Origin of the sequence: Mycobacterium sp., from assembly GCF_035570115.1 — a bacterium.
GTDB lineage: Bacteria > Actinomycetota > Actinomycetes > Mycobacteriales > Mycobacteriaceae > Mycobacterium.
The window spans coordinates 30,521-45,612 of record NZ_DATMLH010000259.1; the positions used below are offsets into that span (position 1 = coordinate 30,521).

15 protein-coding genes are annotated in these 15,092 nt (G+C 64.7%); 12 read left to right on the forward strand and 3 right to left on the reverse strand.

Annotated elements, in window-relative coordinates; all coding sequences use genetic code 11:
- Positions 1–11 precede the first annotated feature (11 nt).
- The 11 genes from VNW74_RS24445 (at position 12) to VNW74_RS24495 (ending at position 11,679) form a co-directional block, all read left to right on the forward strand.
- Positions 12–932 (forward strand): 3-oxoacyl-ACP reductase, encoded by a 921-nt coding sequence (locus VNW74_RS24445; RefSeq protein ID WP_325681632.1) that lies wholly within the window; start codon positions 12–14, stop codon positions 930–932.
- 263 nt (positions 933–1,195) lie between these two features.
- On the forward strand, positions 1,196–1,960 hold the full coding sequence (locus tag VNW74_RS24450; RefSeq protein WP_325681634.1) for an ABC transporter permease: 765 nt from the start codon (positions 1,196–1,198) through the stop codon (positions 1,958–1,960).
- A gap of 60 nt (positions 1,961–2,020) precedes the next feature.
- The gene (locus VNW74_RS24455; RefSeq protein WP_325681636.1) at positions 2,021–2,863 is read left to right on the forward strand and encodes an ABC transporter permease; all 843 of its coding nucleotides are present in this window, start codon (positions 2,021–2,023) and stop codon (positions 2,861–2,863) included.
- A gap of 67 nt (positions 2,864–2,930) precedes the next feature.
- A complete protein-coding gene (locus tag VNW74_RS24460) occupies positions 2,931–4,133 on the forward strand; it encodes an MCE family protein (protein WP_325681638.1) in 1,203 nt (400 codons plus the stop codon).
- Entirely contained in the window at positions 4,133–5,182 is a 1,050-nt protein-coding gene (locus VNW74_RS24465; protein ID WP_325681640.1) for an MCE family protein, read from the forward strand. The genes VNW74_RS24460 and VNW74_RS24465 overlap by 1 nt, the downstream gene beginning before the upstream one ends.
- Complete coding sequence (locus tag VNW74_RS24470) at positions 5,172–6,233, forward strand: MCE family protein (RefSeq protein WP_325681642.1); 1,062 nt, start codon at positions 5,172–5,174, stop codon at positions 6,231–6,233. The genes VNW74_RS24465 and VNW74_RS24470 overlap by 11 nt, the downstream gene beginning before the upstream one ends.
- On the forward strand, positions 6,230–7,654 hold the full coding sequence (locus tag VNW74_RS24475) for a virulence factor Mce family protein (RefSeq protein WP_325681644.1): 1,425 nt from the start codon (positions 6,230–6,232) through the stop codon (positions 7,652–7,654). The genes VNW74_RS24470 and VNW74_RS24475 overlap by 4 nt, the downstream gene beginning before the upstream one ends.
- A complete protein-coding gene (locus VNW74_RS24480; RefSeq protein ID WP_325681646.1) occupies positions 7,651–8,811 on the forward strand; it encodes an MCE family protein in 1,161 nt (386 codons plus the stop codon). Before VNW74_RS24475 ends, VNW74_RS24480 begins: the two co-directional genes overlap by 4 nt.
- On the forward strand, positions 8,811–10,523 hold the full coding sequence (locus VNW74_RS24485) for a virulence factor Mce family protein (RefSeq protein WP_325681648.1): 1,713 nt from the start codon (positions 8,811–8,813) through the stop codon (positions 10,521–10,523). Before VNW74_RS24480 ends, VNW74_RS24485 begins: the two co-directional genes overlap by 1 nt.
- Positions 10,520–11,197 (forward strand): mammalian cell entry protein, encoded by a 678-nt coding sequence (locus VNW74_RS24490; RefSeq protein ID WP_325681650.1) that lies wholly within the window; start codon positions 10,520–10,522, stop codon positions 11,195–11,197. The genes VNW74_RS24485 and VNW74_RS24490 overlap by 4 nt, the downstream gene beginning before the upstream one ends.
- On the forward strand, positions 11,197–11,679 hold the full coding sequence (locus VNW74_RS24495) for a mammalian cell entry protein (RefSeq protein ID WP_325681652.1): 483 nt from the start codon (positions 11,197–11,199) through the stop codon (positions 11,677–11,679). The genes VNW74_RS24490 and VNW74_RS24495 overlap by 1 nt, the downstream gene beginning before the upstream one ends.
- Before the next feature lie 12 nt (positions 11,680–11,691).
- Here the strand turns inward: VNW74_RS24495 and VNW74_RS24500 are convergent, their stop codons facing one another.
- From VNW74_RS24500 to VNW74_RS24510, 3 genes are all read right to left on the reverse strand, one after another.
- On the reverse strand, positions 11,692–12,255 hold the full coding sequence (locus VNW74_RS24500) for a hypothetical protein (RefSeq protein ID WP_325681654.1): 564 nt from the start codon (positions 12,253–12,255) through the stop codon (positions 11,692–11,694).
- A gap of 65 nt (positions 12,256–12,320) precedes the next feature.
- Positions 12,321–13,787, reverse strand: coding sequence for a trehalose-6-phosphate synthase (locus tag VNW74_RS24505; protein WP_325681656.1), 1,467 nt, complete (start codon positions 13,785–13,787; stop codon positions 12,321–12,323).
- Positions 13,788–13,952: a hypothetical protein gene (locus VNW74_RS24510; protein WP_325681658.1), complete on the reverse strand. Its 165-nt coding sequence runs from the start codon at positions 13,950–13,952 to the stop codon at positions 13,788–13,790.
- Positions 13,953–14,069: 117 nt separating this feature from the next.
- Between VNW74_RS24510 and VNW74_RS24515 the strand changes: the two genes are divergently transcribed.
- Entirely contained in the window at positions 14,070–15,005 is a 936-nt protein-coding gene (locus tag VNW74_RS24515; protein ID WP_325681660.1) for an enoyl-CoA hydratase, read from the forward strand.
- Positions 15,006–15,092 lie beyond the last annotated feature (87 nt).

Consider the following 15,092-nt stretch of genomic DNA (forward strand, 5'->3'; position numbering starts at 1 on the left):
GTATTCATAAATTGACGAGCAGCACGAAAGCGACCGATCTGTCCGGAAAGGTCGCGGTGGTGACCGGTGCGGCCGCAGGGTTGGGCCGCGCCGAAGCGATCGGCTTGGCCCGTGCCGGCGCGACCGTCGTGGTCAACGACATCGCCGCCGCGCTGGATGCCTCCGACGTCATCGACGAGATCACCGCCGCCGGCGCCAAGGCGGTCGCGGTCTCCGGCGACATCAGCCAACGCGCGACGGCCGACGAGATGGTCAGCACCGCCGATGGGCTCGGGGGCTTGAACATCGTGGTCAACAACGCCGGCATCACCCGCGACCGGATGCTGTTCAACATGTCCGACGACGACTGGGACGCGGTGATCGCCGTGCATCTGCGCGGCCATTTTCTGCTGACCCGCAACGCGGCCACCTATTGGCGGCAGAAAGCCAAGGACGCTGGGGGATCGGCCGGATCGGTCTACGGCCGCATCATCAACACCTCCTCGGAGGCGGGGGTCACCGGCCCGGTGGGGCAGGCCAACTACGGCGCCGCCAAGGCGGGCATCATCGCGCTGACCCTGTCGGCCACCAGGGCGCTCGGCCGTTACGGAGTTTGCGCAAACGCGATCGCTCCCCGCGCCCGGACCGCGATGACCGCCGGCGTGTTCGGCGAGGCGCACGAGGTCGGTGACGGCGAGATCGATCCCCTCTCGCCCGAGCACGTGGTCACGCTGGTCCGCTTCCTCGCCTCGCCTGCAGCCGAAGCGGTCAACGGCCAGGTTTTTGTCGTCTATGGACCACAGGTGACGCTTTTGTCGGCGCCCAGCCTCGAGCACCGGTTCACCGCAGACGCGCAGGCCTGGGACGCGCAGGAACTCAGCGCCACGCTGCAGGATTACTTTGCCGAGCGCGACCCGAAACGGAATTTCGGGGCGACCTGGCTATTGGAGTGATGATCCGGACCGCAAGACACCCCGTCCAGTTCGCAACAACTAGAACACGTTACAGAATGAACTGCATCACAAAAGCCCTGACCTGGCAAAACTACTAACTTTTGTCTAATTTGCCGTTCTTTGACACGCCGAACTTGTTCTAGTTAGGATGATCCGGCTCACGCGGAGCGCCGTCTGCACGCCAGGAAATCAGGACGGCGCCAACCGGGACGCGGAGGAATCGCTGTCGAACTTGCAGACACCCGCGCGAGAGGGGAACCAGGTTGATCGAACAGCTCGCGGTCCCGGCCCGGGCCGTGGGCGGGTTCGTAGAAATGTCGCTGGAGACCTTTCGCGCCATCTTCCGTCGACCATTCCAGTTCCGTGAGTTCCTCGACCAGACCTGGATGATCGCCCGGGTCTCGCTGATCCCGACCCTGTTGGTCTCCATCCCGTTCACGGTCCTGGTGGCGTTCACCCTCAACATTCTGTTGCGCGAGATCGGCGCCGCCGACCTGTCCGGGGCGGGTACCGCATTCGGAACCATCACCCAGCTGGGGCCCGTCGTCACCGTGTTGGTGGTGGCCGGCGCGGGTGCCACCGCGATCTGCGCCGACCTGGGCGCCCGCACCATCCGCGAGGAAATCGACGCGATGCGGGTGCTGGGCATCGATCCGATCCAGCGCCTGGTGGTGCCCAGGGTGTTGGCGTCGACGTTCGTCGCGCTGCTGCTGAACGGGTTGGTGTCGGCGATCGGCATCGCCGGGGGTTATGTGTTCTCCGTCTTGCTACAGGGCGTGAACCCGGGGGCGTTCGTCAACGGCCTGACGGTGCTCACCCACCTCGGCGAACTGGTGCTCTCCGAAATCAAGGCGCTGTTGTTCGGCGTCGTCGCCGGCCTGGTCGGCTGCTACCGGGGTCTGACGGTCAAGGGCGGACCAAAGGGCGTCGGAAACGCCGTCAACGAGACGGTGGTGTACGCGTTCATCTGCCTGTTCGTGATCAACGTGATCATGACGGCGATCGGCGTTCGAGTGCTGGCGCGGTGACGAGGTGAGTCGCGACGATGACGAAGATCCCGGCAACGGCGGGATTGTGGAGTGGCGCGCATGAGTTACGACGCCACGGTGCGCATCCGCCGCTTTCTCTCCCGCTTCGCCGGACCGGTCGACAGTTTCGGCGAGCAGGCGCTGTTCTACGGCGAATCGATCCGCTACATCCCGAATGCGCTCACCCGGTACCGGAAGGAGACGATCCGGCTCATCGCCGAGATGACGATGGGCACCGGCGCGCTGGTCCTGATCGGCGGAACAGTAGGTGTCGCAGCGTTTTTGACGTTGGCGTCCGGCGGTGTGATCGCGGTGCAGGGCTACGAGTCACTGGGCAACATCGGTATCGAGGCGTTGACCGGATTCCTGTCAGCATTTCTCAATGTCCGCATCGTCGCTCCCGTGGTGGCGGGTATCGCGCTAGCCGCCACCATCGGCGCCGGCACCACCGCCCAGCTGGGCGCGATGCGGGTCGCCGAGGAAATCGACGCCGTCGAGGCGATGGCCGTGCACTCGGTTTCCTATCTGGTGTCCACCCGGCTGATCGCGGGTTTGATCGCGATCGTCCCGCTGTACTCGCTGGCGGTGCTGGCCTCGTTTTTCGCCGCACGGTTCACCACGGTGTTCATCAACGGCCAGTCGGCCGGCTTGTATGACCACTACTTCAGCACCTTCCTGATACCCACCGATCTGCTGTGGTCGTTCCTGCAAGCCATCGTGATGTCGATCGGGGTGATGCTGATCCATACCTACTACGGCTACAACGCTTCTGGCGGCCCGGTGGGTGTGGGTCTAGCGGTAGGCCAGGCGGTGCGGACATCGCTGATCGTCGTCGTCGTTATTACTTTGTTCATCTCGCTGGCTGTCTACGGCGCATCCGGTAATTTCAACCTCTCGGGGTGAGCCCGGCGACGATGCAGAGCGCGCAGCGCGATGAGGAGAAACCGGGCTATTAGGCGAAGGGGGAGTATTGGCAAGCACCGGCGCACGACGCACACATGTCAGGCTGGCAGCGGCGCTGCTGGCCTCTCTGTTGGCGGCGTTTGCGGTGCTGACCTACCTGTCCTACACCGCGGCTTTTTCCTCGATCGACACCGTCACCGTCACCGCGCCGCGCGTCGGGCTGGAGATGGACCGCGGCGGCAAGGTCAAATACCGCGGGATCCAGATCGGCAAGGTCGACAACATCAGCTACACCGACGATCAGGCGCAGCTGAAGTTGGCGATCGACAGCGGGGAGCTACGCTACATTCCCGCCAACGCAGCGGTTCACATCGCCAGCAACACGATTTTCGGTGCCAAGTCGGTGGACTTCATTCCGCCCAAAACACCGTTGACGACATCGCTCAGCCCCGGCGCCCACTTGGCAGCCTCGGCGGTTTCACTGGAAGTCAACACACTGTTTCAGTCGCTCACCGACCTGCTGCACAAGATCGACCCCGTCGAACTCAATGGGACGCTGAGCGCACTCGCGGAAGGACTGCGGGGACACGGCAACGACCTGGGCGACCTGCTGTCGGGGCTGAATACCCTGACGCAGCAACTAAATCCGCAACTGCCGACCCTGCAGCAGGATTTCCGCAAGACGTCCGCAGTGGCCAACATCTACGCCGACGCGGCGCCCGACCTGGTCACCGTGTTCAACAACACGCCGACGATCGCCAGGACCGTCGTGGACCAGCAGAGCAATCTCAATCGCAGCCTGCTGGCGGCAATCGGGTTGTCCAACAACGCCTATGACACATTGGCGCCAGCCGAGCAGGATCTCATCGACGCCCTCAAACGGCTTCGTGCCCCGCTGAAGGTCGCCGGCGACTACTCGCCGGAATTCGGCTGCCTGTTTGCCGGTATCGCGCGGGGTCTCCAGGAATTCGCGCCCGTGTTGGGTGTCAAAAAAGCGGGCCTGTTCACCTCGTCGAGTTTCATCCTGGGCGCGCCGTCGTACACGTACCCGGAGAGCCTGCCAATCGTCAACGCCTCCGGCGGGCCGAACTGCCGCGGGCTGCCCGACATACCCACCAAGCAGACCGGCGGGTCCTGGTTCCGCGCGCCGTTCCTCGTCACCGACAATGCCAACATCCCGTACGAGCCGTTTACTGAGATGCAGGTGGACGCACCGTCGACGCTGCAGTGGCTGTTCCACGGCTCGTTTGCCGAACGGGACGATTTCTGATGGCCGACGGCTACGCGTCGCACCGCTCGATGATGGTGAAGGTCGGCATCTTCACCATCACCATGGTGTTGGTGGCGGTCGGCCTGGTGGTGATATTCGGGGAGTTCCGCTTCGGTCCGTCAAACACGTACCACGCCAACTTCATTGACGCGACGCGGTTGAAGGGCGGCCAGAAGGTCCGCATCGCCGGGGTGCCGGTGGGTTCGGTCAAGGACGTTAAGCTCAACCCGAACAACACGGTGGACGTGGCCTTCACGGTAGACAAGCGGTACACGCTGTACTCATCGACGCGCGCGGTGATCCGCTACGACAACCTCGTCGGTGACCGCTTCCTCGAAATCACCTCAGGCCCGGGCGAACTGCGAAAGCTGCGGCCGGGCGCGACTATCGATCAGTCGCACACCCAGCCGGCGCTGGATCTCGACGCGTTGCTCGGTGGCCTGCGGCCGGTGCTCAAGGGCTTGGACGCCAACAAGATCAACACGGTCAGCAGCTACGTGATCGAGCTGCTGCAGGGCCAGGGCGGTGCGTTGTCCAACCTGCTGGCCGACACCAACGCCTTCGGGTCGACGCTGGGTGCCCGCGACCAGGTGATCGGCGATGTGATCAACAACCTCAACGCTGTGTTGACCACCGTTGACGCCAAGGGAGCGCAGTTCTCTGCCAGCGTCGATGAGCTGCAGAAGCTGATCACCGGGTTGGCGCAGGGCCGCGACGCGGTGGCCGGCGCCATCCCGCCGCTGGCGTCGACGACGTCGGATCTGACCGAGTTTCTGAAGCGCGGACGCCGGCCGTTGCAGGGCAACATCGAGAACGTCCGACCACTGAGCACCGAGATCGCCGATCGTATGCCCGAGGTCAACAACGACATCGAGCAGCTCGGCGAGGATTATCTGCGGCTGTCCGCGCTTGGCGCCTACGGCGCCTACTTCAACATTTACTTCTGCGCGGTGTCGCTGAAGATCAACGGGCCTGCCGGTAGCGACATCCAGATCGGAATGGGCGGCCAGCCCGATCCGAGCAAGGGGAGGTGCGCTTTTGCCAAGTAAGGCAGATGTTCGCGATCCGCTCCGCACCGGCATCTTCGGGGTGGTGCTGGTGTTCTGCGTCATATTGGTGGCTTTCGGCTACACCGGTTTGCCGTTCTGGCCGCAGGGCCGGGGTTACACCGCCTACTTCAGAGACGCCGGCGGGATCACGCCCGGAAACGACGTCTACGTGTCGGGGATCAAGGTCGGCAAGGTGCAATCACTCGGATTGGCCGGAGACAGCGCCAAAGTCACCTTTACCATCGATAGCCACGTCACCGTCGGCAACCAATCACTGGCCGCGATTCGCACCGAAACCATCCTCGGTCAGCGCTCGATCGCGGTGACCCCGGCGGGAACTGGTAGTGCGACCACCATCCCGTTGACCCGCACCACGACGCCGTACACCCTCGGCTCTGCGCTCGAGGATCTGGGCGGCAACGCCGGCGATTTGGACAAGGCCCAGTTTGAGAAATCACTACACGTTCTCACCGACGCGCTGCACGACGCCACCCCGCAGCTGCGTGGCGCGCTGGACGGGGTGACCTCGCTGTCGCGTACGTTAAACCGGCGCGATGAGGCGTTGGAAAGTCTGTTGGCACATGCCAAGTCGGTGACAGCGGTGCTCTCCGAGCGGGCCGGGCAGGTCAACAAGCTGATCCAAGACGGTACGCAATTGTTCGCCGCGCTCGATGCGCGCCGAGCTGCGCTGGCGGAGCTGATCGGCGGCATCGACGATGTCTCGCAACAGCTTTCCGGCTTCGTCGCCGATAACCGCAGGGAGTTCGGTCCGGCCCTCAGCAAGCTCAACACGGTACTGGACGATCTCAACGAGCGCCGCGACTACATCAGCGAGGCGCTGAAACGTTTGCCCCCGTACGCGACCACGCTCGGCGAGGTGGTCGGCTCCGGACCGGGGTTCAATGTGAATGTCTACGGCGTGGTGCCGTCTCCGATCGTCGGGATGCTGTTCGACGCCGTCTTCCAGCCCGGCAAGCTCCCGAACAGCTTCGCGGATTATCTGCGCGGGCTAGTGCAGGAGCGCTGGCGGATCAGGCCGCAGTCGCCATGACCGTGTTCTCCGCGATCAAGGAACGTCGCCGCGGCACGCGGCTGGCGCTGGCCGTGCTGCTTGCCGTTTTTCTCGCGGTGGGTGCGTATTTGGTGTGGCCCGCGCGGACCGGGAACAAGATCGTCGGCTACTTCACCTCAGCGGTCGGCCTGTATCCCGGGGATCAGATCCGGATTCTCGGCGTGCCGGTGGGCAAGATCGACTCGATCGTGCCGCGCGCTGACGACGTCAAGATCACCATGTCGGTGGACCGCAATGTCAGAATTCCCCAGGACGCCAAGGCGGTCATTATGGCGCCCAACCTGGTTGCGGCGCGTTACATCCAGCTCGCCCCCGCCTACACCGGCGGACCAGCGATGCCTGCCGGGGCCAGTATCGAGCTGTCACGCACCGCGGTGCCGGTGGAATGGGACGAGGTCAAAGGGGCACTGACGGATCTGGCCAAGCAGCTGAGTCCGGCAGCCGGACAGCTGCAGGGACCGCTGGGCAAAGTGATCAACCAGGCCGCGGACACGTTCAACGGCAACGGCGACTCATTCCACAACGCGCTCCGCGAGCTCTCGCAGGTTGCCGGTCGACTGGGGGATTCACGTGGCGACATCTTCGGCACGGTGAAGAACCTGCAGGTGTTGGTCGGTGCGCTGTCATCCAGCAACGAACAGATCGTCTCGTTCGCCGGACACGTGGCATCGGTTTCGCAGGTGCTCGCCGACAGCTCGACGCATCTGGATCACACCCTGGGAACTCTCAACCAGGCGCTTGTCGACGTGAAAGGGTTTCTGCAGCAGAACAATTCGACACTGATCGGGACGGTCGACAAACTCAACGACCTGACCAAGGTGCTGAGCGATCAGAGCGAGGACATCGAACAGGTGCTGCACGTGGCAGGCCCCGGCATCGCCAACTTCTACAACATCTACGACCCCGCTCAGGGCACGTTGAACGGCCTGATCTCGATTCCTGAATTCTCCAACCCCGTCCAATTCATCTGCGGCGGCTCGTTCGATACCGCGGCCGGACTGTCCGGACCGGAGTACTACAAGCGCGCAGAGGTCTGTCGGGAGCGGTTGGGGCCGCCGCTGCGCCGGCTGACGTTCAATTACCCGCCGATCATGTTCCACCCGATCAACTCGATCACCGCGTATAAGGGCCAGATCATCTACGACACGCCGGCCACCCAAGCCAAGGCGCAGACGCCGATTCCTGACCTGAAATGGATCCCGGCACCAGGAGTTCACCCGCCCAATGCCTCGGACCTGCAGGCCCTGTTGGTTCCGCAGGCCGCGCCGAACCGTGCCCCGCCCGCCGTGCCTCCTGCCCTTGCGTCCCCGACGGTGCCATTCGGTCCGCGGCCAGGTCCGCCCCAGGCCGTATTGGCACCCTCCGCTCCGCTGCCGGCAGAGCAGGGGGCCGGACGATGAGCCGGATCTGGTTGCGCGGCGGCGTATTAGTGGTGGGCAGCGCGCTGCTTGCCGGCTGCCAGTTCGGCGGATTGAACTCGGTCGCGCTGCCCGGGACCGCCGGCCACGGCCCCGGTTCCTACTCGATCACCGTCGACTTGGCAGACGTGGCAACACTGCCGCAGAACTCACCGGTCATGGTCGACGACGTCACAGTTGGCAGTGTGTCGGGAATCGATGCGAGGCAGCGCCCGGACGGGAGCTTCTTTGCCGCAGTCAAATTGGCACTGGACCGCAACGTGAAATTGCCGTCGAATTCGATTGCCAGGGTGGCGCAGACCTCGCTGCTCGGCTCTCAGCATGTCGAGCTGGCCGCCCCGACAAACCAGACGCCGGTGGGCCGGCTGGTCGACGGCTCGACCATCCAGGAGTCACGTACCAGTCGCTATCCCACCACTGAAGAAGTGCTCTCCGCACTCGGCGTTGTCGTCAACAAAGGCAATCTCGGTGCGCTGCAAGAGATCACCGACGAGAGCTACCAGGCTGTCGCGGGCCGGGAAAGTCAGCTCGTCAACCTGGTACCGCGGCTCGCCGAGCTGACAGCGGGATTGAACAGGCAAGTCAACGACATCATCGGTGCCATCAACGGTTTGGACCGGTTCTCGGCAATCCTGGCGAGCAACAAAGACAGCCTGGGGCGAACACTTGATTCGCTGCCGGGCGCGCTGTTGGTACTCAACAAGAACCGGGACAACATCGTCGAGGCGTTTGCCGCGCTCAAGAAGGTGGCGACCGTCGCGTCGCACGTGCTCGCGCAAACCAAGGTCGACTTTGCCGAGGACCTCAAAAGCCTGTACTCGGCCACCAAGGCGCTGGCCGACAACCGCAAAAACTTCATCTCGTCACTCCAGATATTGCTGACGTTCCCGTTCCCGAACTTCGGTATCAAGCAGGCGGTGCGTGGTGACTACCTCAACGTGTTCACCACATTCGACCTCACCGTGCGGCGACTCGGGGAGACGTTCTTCACCACATCGTGGCCGCTGGACCCGAACATGCTGCACATGAAGGACATTCTGAACCCGCCGGACTTCCTGCTCGGGGAGATGGCCAACCTGTCCGGACAGGCTGCCGACCCGTTCAAGATTCCGCCTGGCACGCCGGCAGGGAACAACTGATGCTGGACCGCTTAACGAAAGCCCAACTGGCCATCTTCGGGGTGGTCACGGTGGTCACGGTCGCCATCATGGCGATCTTCTACCTGCGGCTGCCGGCCGCGCTGGGTGTCGGCACTTACCGGGTGACCGCCGACTTCGTCGCCGGCGGCGGTCTGTACAAGAACGCCAACGTCACCTATCGCGGCGTCGAGGTAGGCCGGGTGGAGTCGGTCGGGCTCAACCAGCACGGCGTCGACGCGGTCATGCGGCTGAACAGCGGCACCGGGGTGCCGTCGAACGTCACCGCCACCGTGAAGAGCGTGTCGGCGATCGGCGAGCAGTACGTCGACCTGGTGCCGCCGGATCATCCGGCAACGACCAAGCTGCACAACGGATCCCGCATCGATCGAGACGACACCCGGATCGGCGTGGACATCGCCACGCTGCTGCATCAGTCCGAGACACTGGTCAACAGCGTCGCCGACACCCGGCTGCGTGAGCTGCTGCACGAAACCTTCACCGCGTTCAACGGATCCGGTCCGGAGTTGGCCCGGCTGATCGAATCGGCCCGGTTGTTGGTGGACGAGGCCAATGCCGCCTATCCACAGACCTCGCAGTTGATCGATCAGGTGGGGCCGTTCCTGCAAGCCCAGATCCGCTCCGGCAACGACATCAAGTCGCTGTCCAACGGACTGGCGAGATTCACTTCCGAAGTGCGGCAAGCCGACCCGCAGCTGCGCAACTTGTTGGCTGTGGTCCCGCCCGTCGCCGACGAGGCCAATACCGCGTTCACCGGTATCCGGCCGTCGTTCCCGATGCTGGCGGCCAACCTGGCGAATCTTGGCCGGGTCGGCGTCATCTACCACAAATCGATCGAGCAGCTGTTGGTGGTGTTGCCGGCGCTGTTCGCCGCGCTCATCACCGCAGCCAACGGTGAACCCCTCGATGAGGGCGCCAAGCTGGACTTCAAGATCAACATCGACCCGCCGCCGTGCAACACCGGTTTCATCCCGCCGCCGTTGATCCGGACTCCGGCCGACGAGACGCTTCGGGAAATTCCGACCGACATGTACTGCAAGACCGCCCAAAACGACGGATCGACGGTGCGTGGGGCGCGCAACTACCCATGCCAGGAGTTCCCAGGCAAGCGGGCACCGACCGTGGCGCTGTGCCGCGACCCGAAGGGCTATGTGCCGACCGGCACCAACCCGTGGCGCGGACCGCCGATCCCGTACGGCACCCCGGTGACCAATGGCCTGAATATTCTGCCGCCCAACAAGTACCCGTTCATCCCGCCGGGAGCCGACCCCGATCCTGGCACCCCGATCGCCGGGCCGCTCCCGCCCGGTGTAGTGGCGGGACCCGGTCCGGCCCCCAACCAGCCGTTCCCGACGCCGCCTCCGCCGAACACCGGCGGCACCGATGGCCGACAGGCGTGGATACCTCCCGCGCCGTACCCGCCGCAGCCGCCCGCGATTCCGTTCCCGAAGGCGGTTCCAGCGCCGCCGCCACCGGAAGGCCTCTCGCCGCCGGCACCGTACCCGCCGCCGGAGAAGCCGTGGGGCCCGCCGCCCGGCCCGGTGCCGCAGGCCAACGGCACGGCCTACTCCACCTACGACCAGAGCACGGGAGTTTTCCAGGACCCGGCTGGAGGCACTGGTATCTTCGCGCCCGGCAGAGTATCGAGCGCCGAGAACTGGGTGGACCTGATGCGTGATCCGAGGCAGTCGTGACCGAAGCGGAGTCGGCGACGCGGCCCGTGCGACGGCGGGCGTCGCGGGCAGCCGGCCCGACCGGCGGTGAGGCAGCGTCCGCGACGGTCCGGGTCGAGGCACCGCCCGAACCGGTCAGGCGGCGACCCAGGCCGGTCGGTCCGCCGCCACGGCGCCTCGCACACAGTCGGCTGGTCGGTTTTATCGCGCTGGCAGCCGCGCTGGTCGGGATCGCGGTGCTGGCCGCGGGCCTGGCGGTGGAGATCTACCAGCAGCGCCACGTGGACGCCAAACAGGCCCGCGCCCAGCGCTTCGTCGACACCGCCACCCAGACCGTGGTCAACATGTTCAGCTACACGCCGGACAACATCGACCAGAGCGTGGCCCGGTTCGTCGACGGCACCAGCGGGCCGTTGCGGGGCATGCTCAGTTCCAACAACAACGTCGAGAACATCAAAGCGCTATTCCGTCACACTGACGCGACATCGGAGGCGGTCGTCAACGGCGCCGCGCTCGAGGGCATCGACAACGTCACCGACAATGCCTCGGTCCTGGTGTCGGTGCGGGTGACCGTCACCGACATGAACGGTGTCAACAAGCCGTCCGAGCCCTACCGGATGCGCGTCATCGTGCACGAGGACGACAACGGCCGAATGACCGGCTATGACCTGAAGTATCCGGACGGGGGCAATTGATGCGGTGGTTGATCGCCGCCACCGTCAGCCTGCTGACCACTGCCTTCGTCGGGTTGGCCGCAGTCGGCGGCTGGTTCTATTGGGAACGGGTGGAGACCCGCGGTGAGCAGTCGGCGCGGGCGGTGCTCCCGCCGTTGGCCGCCAAGGAAATCCCGCAGGTATTCGCCTATGACTACCAAACCGTCGAGCGCAGCCTCGATGCCGCGTATCCGCTGCTCACACCGAGCTATCGCCACGAGTTCGAAAAGAGTGCCACTCAGCAGATCATTCCGGAGGCAAAGAAGCGCGAGGTGGTCGTGCAGGCAAACGTTGTCGGCGTGGGAGTCATTGCAGCTCAACGTAATTCGGCATCGGTAATGGTCTACATGAACCGCACTGTGACCGACAAATCGCGGGAGCCGCTCTACGACGGCAGCCGGTTGCGGGTCGACTATCAGCGGGTCGGCGGCAAGTGGTTGATCAACTACATCACGCCGATCTAGCCGTCCAGCCCGTCAGCGGCATTGCCCGATCTCGTTGCAATCCAACGGATAACGCTCGACGGGATTGGGCAGCGGTGCTTGGAACGCCAGCGTGAACGGCGTCTTGGTCATCCCCGGCTCCAGGCCGCAGACGGCGTCATGGATGCTCGTGTGGGTGCCGGCCAGCGATACGTCGTCGAACGCATAGGTATCCGTCGACGGCGCGGTGCCGCCATTCGGACACGCGACACCGTTGGACTTGTCTATCTGGAAGGTCCACAGATCGCTGGTCAGTCGGGCCCGGCCGTTGTAGTTGACTAGCTTCTCCTGACGGCTGATCACCCGGGCGGTCGTGCTGTTGACGTTCAGCGCGCAGAGGTCCGCCGCAATGACCGGGTCGGTGAAGTCGGGGATGGCTCGCTGGCGGGATGGGGCGTCACACAGCGCCACGATCTTCCACGTCGCGGCGGGCGCACCGGCTTCGCTGAAGCTGTATAAGCCGTCCGGTGGCGGTCCGAGCGCTTGGGCCGGGCTCGCCGTCCCGAGAGCCACGAGCGCCATGACGGCGGCGGCGGTCAGGCCGCGGGAGGTACTCATCTTCGCGCTCCCTTCCGGCTAGGTAGAGAAGAGTATTCCAGCGCACCCGCGGTGCCACCATCGATTCAACTGTTCTGCGGATGCGCCTCGGCCAGCGCGTCGAGAAAAGACCGCGCCCAGCGGTCGACGTCGTGGACGAGTACCTGGCGGCGCAACGCCCGCATTCGGCGTCGCCCCTCCTCGTCGGTTTGATTGAGTGCTGTCTCGATCGCGTCTTTGACGCCTTCGGTGTCATGCGGATTGACCAGGTAGGCCTGCCGGAGTTCGGCCGCGGCACCGGTGAATTCGCTGAGCACCAGTGCGCCGCCGAGGTCGCTGCGGCAGGCGACGTATTCCTTGGCCACCAGGTTCATCCCGTCCCGCAGCGGGGTGACCAACATGACATCACTGGCCACAAAGAACGCGACGAGTTCGTCCCGGGGGACCGGGCGGTGCAGATAATGCACCACCGGATGGCCGACTTCGGCGTATTCGCCGTTGATATGGCCGACCTGGCGCTCGATATCCTCGCGCAGCTTCTGGTAGCTCTCGACCCGCTCACGGCTGGGCGTGGCGAGCTGGACCAGCACGGTGTCGTCACCTTTGACGCGGCCCTCCGCGAGCAGCTCGGCAAAGGCCTTGAGCCGCACGTCGATGCCTTTGGTGTAGTCCAGCCGGTCGACGCCGAGCAGAACCTTGCGGGGATTGCCGACCTCGGCCCGAATCTCCCTGGCCCGCTTGCGGATGTTGCGGTCACGACCTTTCTGGTCAAGTTCGCTGGAATCGATCGAGATGGGAAAGGCGCCCACGCGGGTGGTGCGCCCGTCGACCTCGACCTCACCGAAACGCGATCGCACACCCACCGTGCCGCGGGAGGTGTTCGCGCCGACCAGGCGTCGGGACAGAATCAGGAAGTTCTGGGCGCCTCCGGTCAGATGGAATCCCACCAGGTCGGCGCCCAGTAGTCCTTCCACGATCTCGGTGCGCCAGGGCAACTGCATGAACAGCTCGACCGGCGGGAAAGGGATGTGCAGAAAGAAGCCGATGGTCAGGTCGGGCCGCAATTCGCGCAGCATCTTGGGAACCAGCTGCAACTGGTAATCCTGCACCCAGACGGTCGCCCCCCGGTCGGCGGCGCGTGAAGCGGCTTCGGCGAATCGGCGGTTGACGTCGACGTAGCGGTCCCACCATTCCCGGTGGTAGAGCGGTTTGACGATGACGTCGTGATAGAGCGGCCACAGCGTGGCGTTGGAGAATCCCTCGTAATACTCGGCGACATCGTCGGCGGACAGACGCACCGGGTGAAGCCGCAGGTCCTCCGCTTCGATGGGCTCCTCGTCGGCGTCGACAATCCCCGGCCACCCGACCCAGGCGCCTTGACGGCGGCGAAGCAGCGGCTCCAAGGCCGTAACCAACCCGCCGGGGCTGCGCTTCCACGTGGTGCTCCCGTCGGGCAGCCGCTCCATGTCGATCGGCAGCCGGTTGGCGACCACCACGAAGTCGGACTCCCCGGCGGCAGACACCTTTGAGCGCTGGCCTCCCGCGGGGGGCATTTAGACCTCGATTTTCGCCGGCCCGATACCGAGCATCGACAAGAAGATGCGGCATTCGTCGGCGTCGTTCGCGTAGGCCGCTACTACGCGCCTGGCTTGGCTTGCGGTGCTGTCAGTCAGCGGTGCCACATCTTCGATTTCGTGGTGATCAGATTTAGCGGGCATGTCATAACTGTATGCGAAGTGCGTATTCGCCCGCAGCGGGCGTCGCAACCCGCCGACGGGCGCGTTACGGGCTGGCCGTAATGTGTAAGCACCCAACCGAGGCGAGTGAGGTGGCGAATGGCAGTCCCCAACGAGGTGGGCACCAACGCGGTGGACGGGCAGCCCGAAGAGCTGGTGTCCTACGAAACGCTCGACGACGGCCGCATCGCCCGGGTCTGGCTGAGCCGGCCGGAGGCGCACAACGCTCAGAGCCGTGGCCTGCTGGTTCAACTCGACGAGGCGTTCTTACGCGCCGAGGCCGACGACGACGTTCGGGTGGTGATCTTGGCCGCGCGCGGTAGGAATTTCTCCGCCGGTCACGACTTGGGCTCGGAGTTGGCGTTGGCGGAACGGGCGCCCGGACCGGCGCAGCTACCGAGCTTTCGGATAAACGGCTCCAACCGCGATGCCGTCGCGGAGAAGACGTATCTCCAGGAGTGGCATTACTTCTTCCAAAACACCTGCCGTTGGCGCGATCTGCGTAAGATCACCATCGCCCAGGTACAGGGCAACGCGATTTCCGCGGGTTTGATGCTGATCTGGGCCTGTGATCTGATCGTCGCCGCCGACAATGCGAAGTTCAGCGACGTGGTCGGTGTTCGCATGGGTATGCCCGGTGTCGAATATTACGCGCATCCTTGGGAGTTCGGCCCGCGTAAAGCCAAAGAGCTGTTGCTGACCGGTGATTCGCTGGACGCTGACGAGGCCTACCGACTCGGCATGGTGTCGAAGGTCTTCCCGCTCGACGAACTCGAGGACAAGACCTTGGAGTTCGCGCGCCGCATTGCCGAGCGGCCTACGATGGCGGCGCTGCTGATCAAGGATTCGGTGAACGCGGCATCGGATGCGATGGGTTTCACCGAGGCGTTGCGCCACGCGTTCCACATTCACGAGCTGGGGCATGCGCACTGGGCGGCGCACAACGAGAACAGGTACCCGGTCGGACTGCCGCCCGATGTCGAGGACTGGCGCACGGCGAAGCCGTCGAAACTGGCCCGCCGCGACACACCCTAGTCCGCGGTCGGTCACATATGTCACCGCAGCGAGACTGCTGTGGCAGGTGTGACTGCCGACCGCTTGATTAGCGGCGACGGGCGCATG

Coding starts and splice junctions, on each gene's coding strand:
- VNW74_RS24500 (WP_325681654.1), bottom strand. CDS start 12,255: ATGAGTACCTCCCGCGGCCTGACCGCCGCCGCCGTCATGGCGCTCGTG.
- VNW74_RS24510 (WP_325681658.1), bottom strand. CDS start 13,952: ATGCCCGCTAAATCTGATCACCACGAAATCGAAGATGTGGCACCGCTG.
- VNW74_RS24515 (WP_325681660.1), top strand. CDS start 14,070: ATGGCAGTCCCCAACGAGGTGGGCACCAACGCGGTGGACGGGCAGCCC.
- VNW74_RS24475 (WP_325681644.1), top strand. CDS start 6,230: ATGACCGTGTTCTCCGCGATCAAGGAACGTCGCCGCGGCACGCGGCTG.
- VNW74_RS24465 (WP_325681640.1), top strand. CDS start 4,133: ATGGCCGACGGCTACGCGTCGCACCGCTCGATGATGGTGAAGGTCGGC.
- VNW74_RS24495 (WP_325681652.1), top strand. CDS start 11,197: ATGCGGTGGTTGATCGCCGCCACCGTCAGCCTGCTGACCACTGCCTTC.
- VNW74_RS24480 (WP_325681646.1), top strand. CDS start 7,651: ATGAGCCGGATCTGGTTGCGCGGCGGCGTATTAGTGGTGGGCAGCGCG.
- VNW74_RS24505 (WP_325681656.1), bottom strand. CDS start 13,787: ATGCCCCCCGCGGGAGGCCAGCGCTCAAAGGTGTCTGCCGCCGGGGAG.
- VNW74_RS24455 (WP_325681636.1), top strand. CDS start 2,021: ATGAGTTACGACGCCACGGTGCGCATCCGCCGCTTTCTCTCCCGCTTC.
- VNW74_RS24485 (WP_325681648.1), top strand. CDS start 8,811: ATGCTGGACCGCTTAACGAAAGCCCAACTGGCCATCTTCGGGGTGGTC.